The organism is Clavibacter zhangzhiyongii, from assembly GCF_014775655.1.
GTDB classification, from domain to species: domain Bacteria; phylum Actinomycetota; class Actinomycetes; order Actinomycetales; family Microbacteriaceae; genus Clavibacter; species Clavibacter zhangzhiyongii.
Map to the genome: position 1 here is coordinate 1,465,347 of NZ_CP061274.1, position 15,299 is coordinate 1,480,645.

Annotated in this window: 11 protein-coding genes; 2 read left to right on the top strand and 9 right to left on the bottom strand. The window is 75.0% G+C overall.

Going from position 1 to position 15,299, the window contains the following annotated elements; all coding sequences use genetic code 11:
* Positions 1–7: 7 nt before the first annotated feature.
* Positions 8–2,071, bottom strand: coding sequence for a M3 family metallopeptidase (locus H9X71_RS07015; RefSeq protein WP_191148940.1), 2,064 nt, complete (start codon positions 2,069–2,071; stop codon positions 8–10).
* Positions 2,072–2,110: 39 nt separating this feature from the next.
* Here H9X71_RS07015 and H9X71_RS07020 point away from each other — a divergent pair, with 39 nt between their 5' ends.
* A complete protein-coding gene (locus H9X71_RS07020) occupies positions 2,111–2,914 on the top strand; it encodes a methyltransferase domain-containing protein (RefSeq protein ID WP_191148941.1) in 804 nt (267 codons plus the stop codon).
* Between the two features lie 87 nt (positions 2,915–3,001).
* On the opposite strand, the gene H9X71_RS07025 is transcribed toward H9X71_RS07020, so the two are convergent.
* From H9X71_RS07025 to H9X71_RS07040, 4 genes are all read right to left on the bottom strand, one after another.
* The gene (locus tag H9X71_RS07025) at positions 3,002–3,265 is read right to left on the bottom strand and encodes a hypothetical protein (protein ID WP_191148942.1); all 264 of its coding nucleotides are present in this window, start codon (positions 3,263–3,265) and stop codon (positions 3,002–3,004) included.
* Positions 3,265–3,717, bottom strand: coding sequence for a GNAT family N-acetyltransferase (locus H9X71_RS07030; protein ID WP_191148943.1), 453 nt, complete (start codon positions 3,715–3,717; stop codon positions 3,265–3,267). Before H9X71_RS07030 ends, H9X71_RS07025 begins: the two co-directional genes overlap by 1 nt.
* Positions 3,714–6,359 carry a valine--tRNA ligase gene (valS, locus tag H9X71_RS07035; protein WP_191148944.1) on the bottom strand — a complete coding sequence of 882 codons (2,646 nt, stop codon included), beginning with the start codon at positions 6,357–6,359 and terminating at the stop codon, positions 3,714–3,716. Before valS ends, H9X71_RS07030 begins: the two co-directional genes overlap by 4 nt.
* A gap of 136 nt (positions 6,360–6,495) precedes the next feature.
* Positions 6,496–8,439, bottom strand: a complete 1,944-nt coding sequence (locus tag H9X71_RS07040) for a phosphoenolpyruvate carboxykinase (GTP) (RefSeq protein WP_191148945.1) — start codon at positions 8,437–8,439, stop codon at positions 6,496–6,498.
* 111 nt (positions 8,440–8,550) lie between these two features.
* Between H9X71_RS07040 and H9X71_RS07045 the strand changes: the two genes are divergently transcribed.
* Complete coding sequence (locus H9X71_RS07045) at positions 8,551–9,978, top strand: helix-turn-helix domain-containing protein (RefSeq protein WP_191148946.1); 1,428 nt, start codon at positions 8,551–8,553, stop codon at positions 9,976–9,978.
* 42 nt (positions 9,979–10,020) lie between these two features.
* Here H9X71_RS07045 and H9X71_RS07050 read toward each other — a convergent pair whose 3' ends face one another.
* From H9X71_RS07050 to H9X71_RS07065, 4 genes are read right to left on the bottom strand one after another with little or no spacing between them, the layout of a single operon-like run.
* Positions 10,021–11,724, bottom strand: coding sequence for a dipeptide ABC transporter ATP-binding protein (locus H9X71_RS07050; RefSeq protein ID WP_191148947.1), 1,704 nt, complete (start codon positions 11,722–11,724; stop codon positions 10,021–10,023).
* The gene (locus tag H9X71_RS07055; protein WP_191148948.1) at positions 11,721–12,581 is read right to left on the bottom strand and encodes an ABC transporter permease; all 861 of its coding nucleotides are present in this window, start codon (positions 12,579–12,581) and stop codon (positions 11,721–11,723) included. Before H9X71_RS07055 ends, H9X71_RS07050 begins: the two co-directional genes overlap by 4 nt.
* Complete coding sequence (locus tag H9X71_RS07060) at positions 12,578–13,624, bottom strand: ABC transporter permease (protein ID WP_191148949.1); 1,047 nt, start codon at positions 13,622–13,624, stop codon at positions 12,578–12,580. The genes H9X71_RS07055 and H9X71_RS07060 overlap by 4 nt, the downstream gene beginning before the upstream one ends.
* Positions 13,621–15,267, bottom strand: a complete 1,647-nt coding sequence (locus H9X71_RS07065; RefSeq protein WP_191148950.1) for an ABC transporter substrate-binding protein — start codon at positions 15,265–15,267, stop codon at positions 13,621–13,623. Before H9X71_RS07065 ends, H9X71_RS07060 begins: the two co-directional genes overlap by 4 nt.
* Positions 15,268–15,299: the final 32 nt, after the last annotated feature.

The following is a 15,299-nucleotide window of genomic DNA, read 5'->3' on the forward strand; positions in this document are numbered from 1 at the left end:
CCGAGGATCAGTCGGCGAGGCCCCGGCGCTCGAGCAGCGGCTCGATGACGGCGTCGCGGCCGCGGAAGTCGCGGTACGCCTCGAGCGGGTCCTTCGACCCGCCGACGCCGAGCAGGCGCGACCGGAACCGGTCGCCGTTCGCGCGCGTGAGGCCGCCGTTCTCGTGGAACCACCCCACCGTGTCGGCGTCGAGCACCTCGCTCCAGATGTAGGAGTAGTAGCCCGCGTCGTAGCCGCCCGCGAAGGTGTGCTGGAAGTAGCTGGACGCGTAGCGGGGGAGGACGGCGGGCACGTCGAGGCCGACGGCGGCGAGGGCCTCGGCCTGGAAGGCGTCCACGTCCTCGACGACGTCGTCGACGCCGATGCGGTGCCACGCCTGGTCGAGCAGCGCGGCGCCGAGGTACTCGCTCGTGAGGAAGCCCTCGTTGAACGCGCTCGACGCCTGCACGGCGGCGACGAGCTCGTCGGGCATCCGCTCGCCGGTCTCGTGGTGCACGGCGTACGAGGCGAGGATCTCGGGCCACAGCATCCACATCTCGTTGACCTGGCTGGGGAACTCGACGAAGTCGCGGAAGACGTTCGTCCCGGCGAAGCGCGGGTAGGTCACGCGGGCGAAAAGGCCGTGCAGCGCGTGGCCGAACTCGTGGAAGAGCGTGTTCGTCTCGTCGTAGCTGAGGAGGGTGGGGCTGCCCGCGGGCGGCTTCGGCACGTTGAGGTTGTTGAGCACCACCGTGGGCGTGTCGAGCAGGGCGCTCTGGGAGATGAGGGGGTTCATCCACGCGCCGCCGCGCTTCGAGTCGCGCGTGTGCAGGTCGAGGACGTAGAGGCCGACGGGCGAACCGTCCTCGTCGCGCACCTCGAAGACGCGCGCGTCGGGGTGGTAGGCGACGATGTCGTCGCGCTCCGTGAAGGTCACGCCGTACAGCTCGGTCGCCGCGCGGAAGACGCCGTCGCGGAGGACGCGGTCGGCCTCGAGGTACGGGCGCATCCGCTCGGTGTCGACGTCGTAGCGTTCGGTGCGGACCTTCTCGCTGTAGAAGGCCCAGTCCCATGCGGCCAGCTCGAAGGTGGGCTCGCCGCGCTCCTCCTGCGTGCGGTCGATCACGCGCTGCAGCTCGACGGCCTCGGCGCGGGCGTTGCGCGCCGCGGCGGGGGCGAGCCGGCCCAGCATGTCGGCGACGGCCTCGGGCGTCCCGGCGGTCTGGTCCGCGGTGACGGCGGCCGCGTGGCTCGGGAAGCCGAGGAGGGCGGCGCGCTCGGCGCGGAGCCGCGTGATCTCCAGCACGAGCGGGCGGTTGTCGTGCGCGTTCCCGCGGGCGCCGCGGGCGAGCGACGCCTCCATGATCCGCTGGCGCAGCCCGCGGTCGGTGAGCTGCGACAGGTACGGGTGCCCGGTCGGGAGCACGAGCGTGATGAGGTGCTCGCCCTCGAGCCCGCGGTCGGCGGCGGCCTGCGCGGCGGCCGCGATCGCTCCCTCGCCCAGGCCGTCGAGCTCGGCGACGTCGTCGACGACGACGGCGAGGTCGTTCGTGTCCTCCAGCAGGTTCGACTCGAAGCGCGTGGTGAGCACGGAGAGGCGGCGGTTGAGGTCCCGGAGGCGCTCCTTCGCGTCGTCGTCGAGGCCGGCGCCCGCGATCGTGAACTCGGCGAGGTACCGCTCGACGAGGTAGACGGACTCGGCGTCGAGGCCGGAGTCGTGGCGGGCGTCGTGCACCGCGCGGATCCGCGCGTAGAGGGCGGAGTCGAGGCGGATCGCGTCCTCGTGCGCCGCGAGCTCGGGGGCGATCTCCGCGTCGAGCGCGCGGGTGGCGGGGGAGCTGTCGGCCGAGGAGAGCGTGAAGAAGACGTGGCCGACGCGGTCGAGCACCCGGCCCGCGCGCTCCAGCGCCACGAGGGTGTTCTCGAACGTGGGCGGCTCCGTCGAGTCCGCGATGGCCCGCACCTCCGCGAGGTGCTCGGCGATGCCGGCCTCGAACGCGGGACGGAAGTGCTCCTCGCGGATGTCGGCGAAGGGGGGCATCCCGTAGGGGAGGGTGCTCGGTTCGAGGAAGGGGTTCGGGGACGTCGTCATACGGCGAGCCTAGGCCGGGAGCCGACCTAGGCTCGGAGGGTGAACAGCGAGCGATACACCCACGGCCACCACGAGAGCGTCCTCCGCGTGCACAGCGCGCGCACCGTCCGGAACTCCGCCGCGTACCTCGAACCGCACCTGCGGGCGGGGCTCGACGTGCTGGACGTCGGCAGCGGCCCCGGCACCATCACGGTGGAGCTCGCCGACCTCGTCGCGCCCGGCCGCGTGGTCGGCCTCGACATGTCGGAGGACGTCGTGCGGCAGGCGACCGAGCTGGCCGGGGCGCGCGGCACGGCGAACGTGGAGTTCGTCGCGGGATCCGTCTACGAGCTGCCCTACGCCGACGCGTCGTTCGACGTCGTGCACGCGCACCAGGTGCTGCAGCACGTCGGTGACCCGGTCCGCGCGCTGGCGGAGATGCGCCGCGTCACGCGCCCCGGCGGCCTGGTCGCGGCGCGCGACGTCATCTACTCGAAGGTCGCGCTCTTCCCCGAGACGGACGGCCTCCGGCTCTGGGCCGACGCCTACCTGCCGGTGCACCGCGCCAACGGCGGCGAGCCCGACGCGGGATCCCGCCTCAAGGCGTGGGCGCGCGCGGCCGGCTTCACGGACATCGCGTCGAGCGCGTCGGTCTGGTGCTTCTCCTCCGACGACGAGCGCGCGTGGTGGGGCGGCGCGTGGGCCGACCGCGCGGTGGCGTCGTCGTTCGCGGGGCAGGCGCTCGAGGGCGGCTTCGCGACGGACGACGACCTGCAGGCCATCCGCGCGGCATGGCAGGACTGGGCCGCGGACGAGGACGGCTTCCTGGCGATGCCCCACGGCGAGGTCCTCGCGCGGCGCTGAGCACGGGCCGCGGCGGCCGCGAGGCCGCGGAGACGACGGACGCGCCGACCCTCGGGCCGGCGCGTCCGTCGTGCGGGTCGGGCCGCGTCAGTCGTCGAAGGGGTCGTCCGTGGACTCGCCGGGGATGGTGATGGTCGCCGCGTCCTCGATCGGGTCGTAGCGGATCACGGTGCCGTCGTCGAGCTCGACGACGGGCTTCCGCTCCAGCCACGTGAGGGTCCAGCGCCACTGGGACGTGTCGGTCGCGAGCGCGATCACGTCCTTCTCGACGGTCTTCACCGCGAGGAGGACGACCTCGGGCAGCTCCGCCGGGGCGGTGCCGCCGACGAGCCAGCGCGTGCCGAGCTGCATCAGACGTCCTGCTCGTAGGTGACCCACGTGGTGCGGCGGGCGACCCGGTCGTAGAGGCGCTGCGCGTCGGCGTTGTCCTCGGCCGTGATCCAGCGGAGCATCCCCGCGCCCTCGCGGCGGGCGACGTCGGCGACCGCGGCGAGCAGCTGCTCGCCCACGCCCTGGCGGCGCGAGATCTCGCGCACGTACAGGTCGTCGACCAGCAGGCCGTCGGTGCCGCGGGCGAGGCGCGAGAAGCGGTGGAAGTGCGCGAGGCCGACGAGGGCGCCCTCGTGTGCGTCGTCGACGGCGACGAGCGCTGTGCTGGCGTGCCGCTCGTCGATGAGGTGGCTCCAGGCGAGGACCGCGTTCTCGTCGGTCAGCTCGGTGCCGTAGTGCTCGGCGTAGCCGGCGAACAGGTCGAACCAGGGGAAGAAGTCGCCGTCGCGGACGGGGCGGATCGAGATGGTCATGCGCGGTTCTCCTCGGGCTGCTCGACGGGGGCGAGCGTGATGCGGGTGACGGCCGGGCCGTCCCCCTCGATGAACGTCAGGTCGGTGATGCGGCCCACGGCGCGGAGGTCCCGCGCCACGAGCTCGAGCGAGCGGATGTCGTCGGCCGACGCGGAGACGACGGCCTCGGCGACGGGCGTCTTCTGCGAGGCCTTGGCGTCGGTCTTGGCGCGGCGGATGCCGACGAGCGCGCGCCCGGCGAGGGCCAGGAGCCGCGGGTCGGCCACGCCGCCGGTCGCCGGGGCGTCCGGGGCGGGCGCGGTCGGCCACGGGGCGGTGTGGATCGAGCCGTCGTGCGACCAGCTCCACGCCTCCTCGGCCGCGAACGGCACGAAGGGCGCGAACAGGCGCAGCAGCACGTCGAGGGCCTCGCGGAGGGCCGCGACGGCGGAACCCCGGTCGGCCGGGTCGGCGTCGGCCGAGTACGCGCGGTCCTTGACGAGCTCCAGGTAGTCGTCGCAGAAGGTCCAGAAGAAGCTCTCCGTGACCTCGAGCGCGCGGGCGTGGTCGTACTCCTCGAGCGCGGTGGTCGCGGTCTCGACGACCTCGGCCAGGGCGGCGAGCATGCCGACGTCGACGGCGTGGGTGGCGCGGGCACCCTCGGGGGCCTCGAAGGACAGGATGAACTTCGCCGCGTTGAGGACCTTGATCGCGAGTCGGCGGCCGATCTTGATCTGCGTCGGGTTCTGCGGGTCCATGGCGGCGTCGACGCCGAGGCGCGCGGACGCGGCCCAGTAGCGCACCGCATCCGAGCCGAACTGCTCGAGCGTCGCGGCGGGCGTGACGACGTTGCCCTTCGACTTCGACATCTTCTTGCGGTCGGGGTCGAGGATCCAGCCGGAGATCGCGGCCGTCCTCCAGGGCGCCCGGCCGTGCTCCAGCTCGGCGCGGAGGACGGTGGAGAAGAGCCACGTGCGGATGATGTCCTGGCCCTGCGGCCGCATCGAGAACGGGAACACGAGGTCGAACAGCTCCGGGTCGCGCTCCCAGCCGCCCGCGAGCTGCGGGGTGAGGGAGGAGGTGGCCCAGGTGTCCATGACGTCGAGCTCGCCCTGGAAGCCGCCGGGCACGCCGCGCTGATCCTCGGAGTAGCCGGGGGCGGGATCCGACGACGGGTCGACGGGCAGCTGGTCCTCCGACGGCGTGATCGCGCGGTCGAACTCGGGGTTGCCGCCGGCGTCGAGCGGGTACCAGACGGGCAGCGGCACGCCGAAGAAGCGCTGGCGGGAGACGAGCCAGTCGCCGTTGAGGCCGCCGACCCAGTTCTCGTAGCGCACGCGCATGAAGTCGGGCACGAAGCCGATCTCGCGGCCGCGGCCGATGAGGCCCTCGCGCAGCTCCTCGTCCCGGCCGCCGTTGCGGATGTACCACTGGCGGGTCGAGACGATCTCGAGGGGCTTGTCGCCCTTCTCGTAGAACTTGACGGGGTGGGTGATCTTGCGGGGCTCGCCGATCAGCTCGCCGGACTCCGTGAGGAGCTCGACCACGGCCGCCTTGGCGGAGAAGACCGTCTTGCCGGCGATGGCGGCGTACGCCTCGCGGCCGGCCTCCGACGTGATGGCGGCGGGCGCCTCGGAGACGATGCGGCCGTCGAAGCCGACGATCGCGCGGTTCTCCAGCTGCAGCTCGCGCCACCACACGACGTCGTTGAGGTCGCCGAACGTGCAGACCATGGCGATGCCGGATCCCTTGTCGGGCTGCGCGAGGTGGTGCGCGAGCACGGGGACCTCGACGCCGAAGACCGGCGTCGTGACGGTGGTGCCGAACAGGCCCTGGTAGCGCTCGTCGTCGGGGTGCGCGACGAGGGCCACGCACGCCGCGAGGAGCTCGGGGCGGGTCGTGTCGATGATCACGTCGTCGCCGTCCGGGCGGTGGAACGCGAGGCGGTGGTAGGCGCTCGGCTGCTCGCGGTCCTCGAGCTCGGCCTGCGCGACGGCGGTGCGGAAGGTGACGTCCCACAGCGTGGGCGCGTCGGCCTGGTAGGCCTCGCCGCGGGCGAGGTTGCGGAGGAACGCGCGCTGCGAGGCGACCTGCGCCTCGGCGCCGATGGTGCGGTAGCTCTGGCGCCAGTCGACGCTGAGGCCGAGCGTGCGGAAGAGGTCCTCGAACTGCTTCTCGTCCTCCTCGGTGAGGCGCTCGCACAGCTCGATGAAGTTGCGGCGGGAGATGGGCTGCTGGTCGCCGGGCTTCGACGTGCCGCCGGTCTCGGCGGGCCGGTAGTCCGGGTCGTAGGGGAGCGTCGGGTCGCAGCGGACGCCGTAGAAGTTCTGCACGCGGCGCTCGGTGGGGAGGCCGTTGTCGTCCCAGCCGAGCGGGTAGAAGACGCTCTCGCCGCGCATGCGGCGGTAGCGGGCGATCACGTCGGTGTGCGTGTAGCTGAAGACGTGGCCGATGTGGAGGGATCCGCTCGCCGTGGGCGGCGGGGTGTCGATGGAGAAGACGGTGCCGGCGGCGGCCTCGTCGCGGCGGAAGTCGTACGTGCCGTCGGCCTGCCAGCGGCCGCCCCACTTCGCCTCGAGGCCCTCGAGGGCCGGCTTGTCGGGGACCCGGGCGACCTGCGCGGCCTGCCCCTCGGCGGTGTCCGGACGTCGTTCGTCTGCCATGCGTGCTCCGGTTCCCTCAGTGTGGACGGCACCGTGTCGATGGTGAGGTGCCTGCTGTGCGGGGTTCACGCTACCGGATGGGGGCCGCGGGGCCGGATGCGCGGGGGTCAGGGCCCCGCGCATCCGGCCGGGCGGGTCACGCCGTGGCGTCGGCGGCGGCCTCCCGGAAGGCCCGGCGCATCGCGTCGACGCGGGCCGTCAGCGCCGCCGGCACCCGGCCGCCGAAGCGGGCGAAGTGCGCGTCGACGGCGTCGAGCTCCTCGAGCCAGGAGGCGGGATCCAGCGCCAGCAGCTCCTCGAGGGCGCCCTCGGCGAGGTCGAGGCCCGCGACGTCGAGGTCGGCCGGCACGGGCAGGCCGCCGACGGGGCTGGGGCGGGCGGGCACGCGGTCCTCGATGCGGCGGACGACCCACTCGAGCACGCGCGCGTTCTCGCCGAAGCCCGGCCAGAGGAAGGAGCCGTCCTCGCCGCGGCGGAACCAGTTGACCTGGAAGACGCGCGGCGCGCCGTCGCCGAGGCCCGCGCCGACCTCGAGCCAGTGCCGCCAGTGGTCGGCCATGTCGTAGCCGACGAAGGGCTGCATCGCGAACGGGTCGTGCCGCAGCTCGCCCACGCGCCCCTCGGCCGCGGCCGTGCGCTCGCTGGCCATGGTCGCGCCGAGGAAGACGCCGTGCTCCCAGCCGTCGGCCTCGGCGACGAGCGGCACGTTGGTCGCGCGGCGGCCGCCGAAGAGGATCGCGTCGACCACCACGCCGTCGGGGTCGTCCCAGGCGTCCGCGAGCGTCGGGCACTGCTCGATGCCCACGGTGAAGCGCGCGTTGGGGTGCGCGGCGGGCGTGCCCGACGCGGGGGACCACGGCTGCCCCTGCCAGTCGACGAGGCCGGCCGGCGGCGTGGGCGTCATGCCCTCCCACCACACGTCCCCGTCGGGGCGGAGCGCGACGTTCGTGTAGATGGCGTTGCCCCAGATGGTCGACATCGCGACGGGGTTCGTGGCCTCGCCGGTGCCGGGCGCGACGCCGAACAGGCCGCGCTCGGGGTTGACCGCGCGGAGCCGGCCCTGCACGTCGGGCCGGAGCCAGGCGATGTCGTCGCCGAGCGTCTCGACGCTCCAGCCGGGGATCGTGGGCGTCAGCATCGCGAGGTTCGTCTTGCCGCACGCGGACGGGAACGCGGCGGCGACGTGGAAGCGGCGGCCCTCCGGGCTCGTGATGCGGATGAGGAGCATGTGCTCGGCGAGCCAGCCCTCGTCGCGCGCCATGGCCGAGGCGATGCGGAGCGAGAAGCACTTCTTGCCGAGGAGCGCGTTGCCGCCGTAGCCCGAGCCGAACGAGATGATCTCGCGCTCCTCGGGGAAGTGGCAGATGCGCTTGTCGGGGTTGTGCGGCCACGGGACGTCCGCGGTGCGGCGGCCGGCGTCGTCGACGAGCGGCGCGCCGAGCCCGTGCAGCGCGCGCACCCAGGCGGTGTCGGGGCCGATCAGGCGGAGCGCGTCGTCGCCCATCCGGGTCATGAGGGCCATGCTCGCGACGACGTACGGGCTGTCGGTGATCTGCACGCCGAGCTGCGAGATCGCGCCGCCGAGAGGGCCCATGGAGAACGGGACGACGTAGAGGGTGCGGCCGCGCATGGATCCCGCGAACAGCTCCCGCAGCTCCGCGCGCGTCTCGACGGGGTCGCGCCAGTTGTTCGTGGGGCCGGCGTCCGCCTCGCGCGCCGAGCAGATGAAGGTGCGGTCCTCGACGCGCGCCACGTCGGCCGGGTCGCTGCGGGCGAGGAAGCTGTGCGGGCGCCACTCGGGGTTCAGCCGGATGAGCGTGCCGTCCTCCACCATGCGCCGGGTGAGGCGGTCGTACTCGGCGACGCTGCCCGTGCACCACACGACCCGGTCGGGGAGGGTGAGCGCCGCCACCTCGGCGACCCAGGCGGCGACGCGGGGGTCGCGGCAGAGGGCGGGGGCGGCCGTGCCGGGCGGGAGCGGGCGGGCGTCGGGGGCGGGTGCGCCGGTGCCGGTGCCGGTCCGGCTGCCGCGCGGGCGGTCGGCGGCGGTGTGCGGGGGTGCGTCCTGGATGGTGGTCATGTCGGTCCGTCCTCGTCGATCGGTCTGTTGTTCCAGCCTGCGACCCGTCAGGATGGGCTTCGGGGATCCGTCGGCGTGAAGAAGCGCCGATGTTCACGGAGAGGTGAAGGAATGGACCAGCTCGTCATCGGACGCCGCATCCGGCACGCGCGGAAGGGCGCGGGGCTCACGCTCCAGGCGCTGGGGGAGCGGGCGGGGATCCTGCCGAGCCAGCTGAGCATGATCGAGAACGGCCGGCGCGAGACGCGGCTGTCGACCCTCGGGCGCATCGCGGGCGCGCTGGGCGTCGACGTCACGCACCTGCTCGCTACGGAGGCGCCCGACGCCCGCTCGGCCCTCGAGATCGAGCTCGACCGGGCGCAGCGCTCCTCGCTCTACGGCTCGCTCGGGCTGCCCGCCGTCCCCGCGAGCCGGGCCCTGCCGCAGGAGACGCTCGAGGCGCTCGTCGGGCTGCACCGCGAGCTCGCGCGCCGCGCCCGCGAGTCGATCGCGACGCCCGAGGAGGCCAGGCGGGCGAACACCGAGCAGCGGCTGATGATGCGCGGGCGCGACAACCACATGCCGGCCATCGAGGACCTGGCCGAGCGGATGCTGGCCGACGTGGGGCACCGCAGCGGCGCGCTCTCGCACCGCAGCGTGAGCCGGATGGCGGAGGGCCTCGGCTTCGAGCTCATCTACGTCGACGACCTGCCGCGCTCGACGCGCTCGGTGACCGACCTCGGCTCGGGGCGGATCTACCTGCCGCCCGCGTCCATCCCCGGCGGGCACGGCCTCCGCTCCATGGCGCTCCAGGCGATGGCCCACCGCGTGCTCGGCCACGAGGAGCCGGCGAGCTACGCCGACTTCCTCCGGCAGCGGCTGGAGATCAACTACTTCGCCGCCGCGTGCCTCATGCCGCTCACCCAGTCGGTCGAGTTCCTCAGCGAGGCCAAGGCGCGCCGCGACCTCGCGGTGGAGGACTTCCGCGACGCGTTCGGCGTGACGCACGAGGCGGCGGCGCTCCGGCTCACGAACATCAGCACGACCCACCTCGACCTGCGCGTGCACTTCCTCCGGGTCGGTGGCGACGGCGCGGTCTACAAGGCGTACGAGAACGACGGGCTGCCGCTGCCCGTCGACGTCACGGGTGCCGTGGAGGGACAGCCGGTGTGCCGGGAGTGGGCGGCGCGCGGTGCGTTCGACCGGACGAACCGGACGACCGAGTTCCACCAGTACACCGACACGCCCGCGGGCAGCTTCTGGTGCTCGACGCAGACGGGATCGACCGCGGAGGGCGAGTACTCCATCTCCTTCGGAGTGCCGTTCGCGCACGCCAAGTGGTTCCGCGGCCGGGAGACGACGGCCAGGAGCGTCTCGCGGTGCCCGGACGAGTCGTGCTGCCGGCGGGCGGATCCCGAGGACGCGGACCGCTGGCGCGACCGGGCCCGGCCGAGCGCCCGGCTGCACGCGCACATCCTCGCGCCCCTGCCGCGCGGGTCCTTCCCGGGCGTGGACGACCGGGAGCTGTACGCGTTCCTCGACCGGCACGCCGGGGTGTGACGCGGGCGCCGGGCGGGTATCGGCGGGCGGCGAGGGCGCGGATCAGCGCGGGGCGGCCCCCGCGTCGAGCCGCGGGACGGCCTCGAGCAGCGCGCGCGTGACGGGGTGCGTCGGGCGCGCCAGCACGTCGTCGGCGGATCCGCGCTCCACGACGCGCCCCTCGCTCATCACCGCGACCTCGTCGCTCATGTGCGCGACGACGCCGAGGTCGTGGGAGATGAGGAGGAGGCCGAGGCCGAGGCGGCGCTGCAGGTCGTCGAGGAGGTCGAGCACCTGCGCCTGCACGGCGATGTCGAGGGCGGAGACGGGCTCGTCGCAGACGAGCACCTCGGGCCGGGCCGCGAGGGCGCGCGCGATCGCGACGCGCTGGCGCTGCCCGCCGGAGAGCCGGGCGGGCCGGCGGGGCAGGATCGCGGCATCCAGCCCGACCTGCGCGAGGAGCGTGGAGGGGGAGTCGAAGGCGTCGGCGCGGGCGCGGCCCGGGACGGCGAGGGCGTCGCGGAGGATCCGCTCGACGCTCCACCGCGGGTCGAAGGACGCGAGCGGGTCCTGGTAGACCGCGCCGACGCGTGGGCGGCGCGCGCGGCGCTCGCGCTCGGGGATCCCGCTCCAGGGGGCGCCGTCGAGCGTCACGTCGCCGGCGTCGGGCTCCTCGAGCGCCAGCAGGAGCCGGGCGACCGTGGTCTTGCCGGAGCCGGAGCCGCCGACGAGGCCGAGCGTGCGGCCGCGTCGCACCTCGAGCGACACGTCGTCGACGGCCGTGCGGACGGATCCCCCCGGGCCGCGGTAGGAGCGGGTGAGGCCGGTGGCGCGGAGGACGACGCGGTCGTCGGGTGCGGGTGCGGGCGCGGCGGTGTGCCGCTCGCCGGCGGGGATGGCGGGGACAGCGGCCGCCGCGGCCGCGAGCCGGGCCTCCGACAGCGGCACCCCGCGCGGCACGCCCGTCGGCACGGCGGCCACGAGCGCGCGCGTCCGACGGTGGGCCGGCGCGCGGAGCACCTCGGCGGTCGGGCCCTCCTCCACGATGCGGCCGTCGTGCATCACGGCGACGCGGTCGGCGAGGCGCGCGACGACGGCGAGGTCGTGGCTGACGAGCAGGGTCGCCTGGCCGCGGGTGCGGAGGTCGGCGAGGAGGTCGAGGATGCGCGCCTGCACCGTGGCGTCGAGCGCCGTGGTGGGCTCGTCGGCGACGAGCAGCGGCGGGTCGAGGGCGATGGCCGCCGCGAGCAGGGCCCGCTGGCGCAGGCCGCCCGAGAGCTCGCCGGAGCGCTGCCGGGCGCGGGTCGCCGGATCCGGCATGCCGACGCGCTCGAGCAGCTCGAGCACCCGCGCCTGCCGGGCCTGCGGGTCGCGCATGCCGTGGAGGCGGAGCGCGTCGCCGATCTCGCGGCCGACGGGGCGGAGCGGGTCGAGCGAGGAGAGCGCGTCCTGCAGCACGAGCCCGACGCCGGATCCCCGGACGCGCCGCCACTCGCGGGGCCCCGCGGCGCGGAGGTCCCGCCCGCCGACCTCCAGCACGTCGGCGCGCACCTCGGCGCCGGATCCGGCGAGCCCGAGGAGGCTCCGCGCGGTCACGCTCTTGCCCGAGCCGGACGTGCCGACGAGCGCGAGGCACTCGCCGGGCGCGATCCGCAGCGAGACGCCGTGCACGACGGGCACGCCGCCGAAGGCCACGCGCAGGTCCTCGACGCGGAGGGCGAGGGGCGCGGGCGCCGGGTCGCCGTGGGGCGCGTATCCGCCGCTCACGACGCGCGCACCCGTCGCTCGAGCGCCCGGCCGAGCACCGTCGACGCGGTGGCCGTGAGCACGATCATGAGCCCCGGCACGACCGTGAGCCACGGCGCGGAGCCGATGTAGGTGCGGCCCGCGGCGAGCATGGCGCCCCACTCGGGATCCGGCGGCACGGTGCCGAGGCCCAGGTAGCTGAGGGAGGAGGCCCACACGATGGCCTGGCCGACGCCGAGCGTCCCGAGCACGAACAGCGGCGCCGCGGTGTTCGGCAGGATGTGCCGCGCGAGCAGCAGGAGCGGCGGCCGCCCGAGCACGGTGGCGGCCTCGACGTACGGCGAGCGCCGCACCGACATGACGCGGCCGCGGATGATGCGGGCGTAGCCGGGCGCCGCCGAGACGCCGACGGCGAGCGTGGCGCTGCCGATGCCGGGCCCGAGGATCACGATGAGGAAGAGCGCGAGCAGCAGCCCCGGGAACGCGAAGACGACCTCGATGACGCGGTTGACGGCGAAGTCGGCGACCCGGCCGAGGAGCGCCGCGGCGAGCCCGAGGACCGCGCCGAGCCCGAGGCCGATCGCGGTGGCGCTCACGCCGATGACGAGGCTGCGGCCGGCGCCGTGCACGACGCGCGTGAGGACGTCGCGGCCCGACTCGTCCGTGCCGAGGAGGTGCCCGGCGCCGGGCGGGCGGAAGGCCTCGGCCGGCGCGATGGCGAGCGGGTCGCCCGGCGCGAGGAGGCCGGGCGCGAGGGCCGCGGCGAGGAGCAGGGCGACGACGACGGCGGCGCCCGTCGTGCCGGCGGCGGCGAGGATCCGCACAGGCGGCCGGGACGGGGCGGCGGCGAGGAGCGTCTCGGCGCGGGGGTCGCTCATCGCGCGGCCTCGGCGGCCGCGGCGGGTGCGCCGGGGGAGGCGGGCGCGGCGGACGGCACCGGGCCGGTGCGCGCGTCGACGAGCCGCGGATCCACGAGCCGCGCGAGCAGGTCGGTGACCGCCGTGAGGACGATGTACACGACCGCCACCACGAGCACGACGCCCACGATCACCGGCACGTCGCGGCTCGTCACGGCCGACAGCGCCGTGCGGCCGAGGCCCGGCCGGGCGAATATCTGCTCGACCACCACGGCGCCCGAGATGAGGAAGCCGAACGCCCAGCCGGAGAGCGCGATGCCGGGGGCCGCCGCGTGCCGCAGCGCGTGCCGCAGCCTGACGCCCGCCTCCGACTCGCCGCGCGCGCGGGCCGCCAGCGCGAAGGGGGCGTCGAGGGCCTCGAGCAGCGCCTCGCGCATGATCTGGCCGAGGAAGCCGGCGAGCGGGATCGCGAGCGTGAGCACGGGCAGCACGAGGCCCGCGGGCGAGGACCCGCTGACGGCCGGCAGCCAGCCGAGCCCGGTGGAGAACACGAGGATCAGCACGACGCCGATCCAGAAGTGCGGCAGCGAGGCCGCGACGATCTCGACGCCGGCCCCCAGCGCCCCCGCCACGCGACCGGCGCCGCTGGACACGAGCGCCAGGCCGAGCGCGAGGATCCACGCGACCGCGAGCGCCAGGACCGCGAGCAGCAGCGTGCCCGGCAGCTGCCGCGCGAGCACCGCGACGACGTCCTCGCGCAGCGCGTACGACCGCCCGAGGTCGCCCTGCGCGAGCCGGCCGAGCTGCGCGAGGTACTGCACGAGGAGCGGCTGGTCGAACCCGTACTCGGCGCGGACCGCGTCCACCGCCTCGGGCGGCGCCTGCGAGCCGGGGCCGCCGAGGATCGCCTGCGCGGGGTCGCCCGGGATCAGCCGGACGGCGAGGAACGTGACGGTCGCGACCGCCCAGAGCACGAGCACCGCGCCGCCGATCCGGGCCCAGACGGCCCGCAGGAGCGCGGGTCGACGGGAGCCGGACGCGGGGACGGCGCGGCCCGCCCTCACCGGGAGAGCCAGGTGTCGTACAGGGTCGGGGTCGCGACGGACGGCAGGGCGCGGAGGCCCTGCACGGCGGTGCCGAGCAGGAAGTGGTTCTGCTGGTCGTAGAGCGGCAGGATCCAGTGCCCGGCCATGACCCGCTGCTGCACGTCGGCGTAGAGCGCGGTCCGGCGCTCGAGGTCGGTCGTGGAGCGCGCCTCGGCGAGCGCCGCGTCGATCTCCGGCACCGACACCTTCGCGTGGTTCGCGAAGTAGCCGCTCGGCGCGGGCGTGATGCCCGAGGTGTCGTAGAGGATCCGCAGCACGTCCGGCCCGGCCTTCGTGTACGGCGCGCTCACGAGCTCGTACGCGTCGTCGCCGAGCGCCTCGTACCAGGCGCCGAGGTCCATCGGCTCCAGCTGGACGTCGAAGCCGACGGCCTTGACCGTGGCCTGGATCTGCTCGAACAGCGACTGCTCGGCCGGGATCGACTGATTGGTGCTCACGGGGAAGCGGAGCGTCAGCCGCGTGCCGTCCTTCGTGCGGATCCCGTCGGCGTCCTTCGCGGACCAGCCCGCCTCGTCGAGGAGCTCGCCCGCGCGCTCGGGGTCGACGGCGAACAGGTCGGGCGCGGAGACGGCCGCCGGCTCGACGCTCGCGAGCGGGGAGTGCGAGCGCTCCGCCGTGCCCTGGAAGAGCGCCGTGATGCCCGCGTCGACGTCGGCGGCGCGGATGAAGGCCTCGCGCACGCGCTCGTCGTCGAAGGGCGCCTGGCCGGAGTTCAGCTCGATGCGGTTGGACGCGCCCGGCCGCGGGGCGTCCAGCTCGCCGAGGTCGCCGCCCGCGGTCGCCGAGGCGATCGCGTCGGGCTGCGCGTTGTCGATCACGTCGACCTCGCCGCTCTGCAGCGCCGCGTAGCGGGACGCCGCGTCGGGCAGGAAGCGCCAGTCGATGCGCTCGAGGTACGCGGGCCCGTCGTGCGCCGCGTCCGCGGGCGGCGAGGAGTAGGCGTCGTTGCGCACGAGCGAGATCGACTGCTGGCGGTCCCAGCGCTCCACGCTGAAGGGGCCCGTGCCGATCGGCTGCGCGCAGTTGGCGTCCGTGCCGCGCGCGATCCCGGCGGGCGACTCCATGGCGAGCCACGGCTGCGAGAGCGACTCGAGCAGCGCGCTGTCGGGCGTCGAGAGCGTGAGCTGCACGGTGTCGGCGTCGACCGCGGTCGCGTCCGTGATCGCCTGGAGCGCCAGGTACCCGGTGGAGGAGAGGGTGGCGGGATCCTGCACGTGCCGGATGTTGGCGACCACGGCCTCCGCGTCGAAGGGCGTGCCGTCCGTGAACGCGACCCCCTGGCGCAGCTCGAGCGTGAGGCCGAGGCCGTCGTCGCTCCAGGTCCAGCTGTCGGCGAGCCACGGCGTGATCCCGCCCTTCCCGTCGAGCGAGACGAGCGGCTCGAGGAACTGCGAGGAGACGAGCGCCTGCGGGTAGTTGCCGCCGACGTGCGGGTCGAGGCACTCGGGCTCGGCGTCGCCGGACGCGTAGACGAGGGTGCCGCCCGAGACCGGCGTCGTCGACGCCTCGGGGGTGTCGGTGGTGCAGCCGGAGAGGACGAGGGCGGTCGCGGCGAGGGCGCCGAGGCCCGCGAGGGCGCGGGCGCGCGAGGTGGGGATCATGGGGGCTTCCGATGTGCGCGCCGCAGCGGGCG

What these genes read in the sequence shown, in the direction of transcription:
- H9X71_RS07015 (WP_191148940.1), bottom strand. Translation starts at nt 2,071, where the DNA reads ATGACGACGTCCCCGAACCCCTTCCTCGAACCGAGCACCCTCCCCTAC.
- H9X71_RS07025 (WP_191148942.1), bottom strand. Translation starts at nt 3,265, where the DNA reads ATGCAGCTCGGCACGCGCTGGCTCGTCGGCGGCACCGCCCCGGCGGAG.
- H9X71_RS07030 (WP_191148943.1), bottom strand. Translation starts at nt 3,717, where the DNA reads ATGACCATCTCGATCCGCCCCGTCCGCGACGGCGACTTCTTCCCCTGG.
- valS (WP_191148944.1), bottom strand. Translation starts at nt 6,359, where the DNA reads ATGGCAGACGAACGACGTCCGGACACCGCCGAGGGGCAGGCCGCGCAG.
- H9X71_RS07040 (WP_191148945.1), bottom strand. Translation starts at nt 8,439, where the DNA reads ATGACCACCATCCAGGACGCACCCCCGCACACCGCCGCCGACCGCCCG.
- H9X71_RS07045 (WP_191148946.1), top strand. Translation starts at nt 8,551, where the DNA reads ATGGACCAGCTCGTCATCGGACGCCGCATCCGGCACGCGCGGAAGGGC.
- H9X71_RS07055 (WP_191148948.1), bottom strand. Translation starts at nt 12,581, where the DNA reads ATGAGCGACCCCCGCGCCGAGACGCTCCTCGCCGCCGCCCCGTCCCGG.
- H9X71_RS07065 (WP_191148950.1), bottom strand. Translation starts at nt 15,267, where the DNA reads ATGATCCCCACCTCGCGCGCCCGCGCCCTCGCGGGCCTCGGCGCCCTC.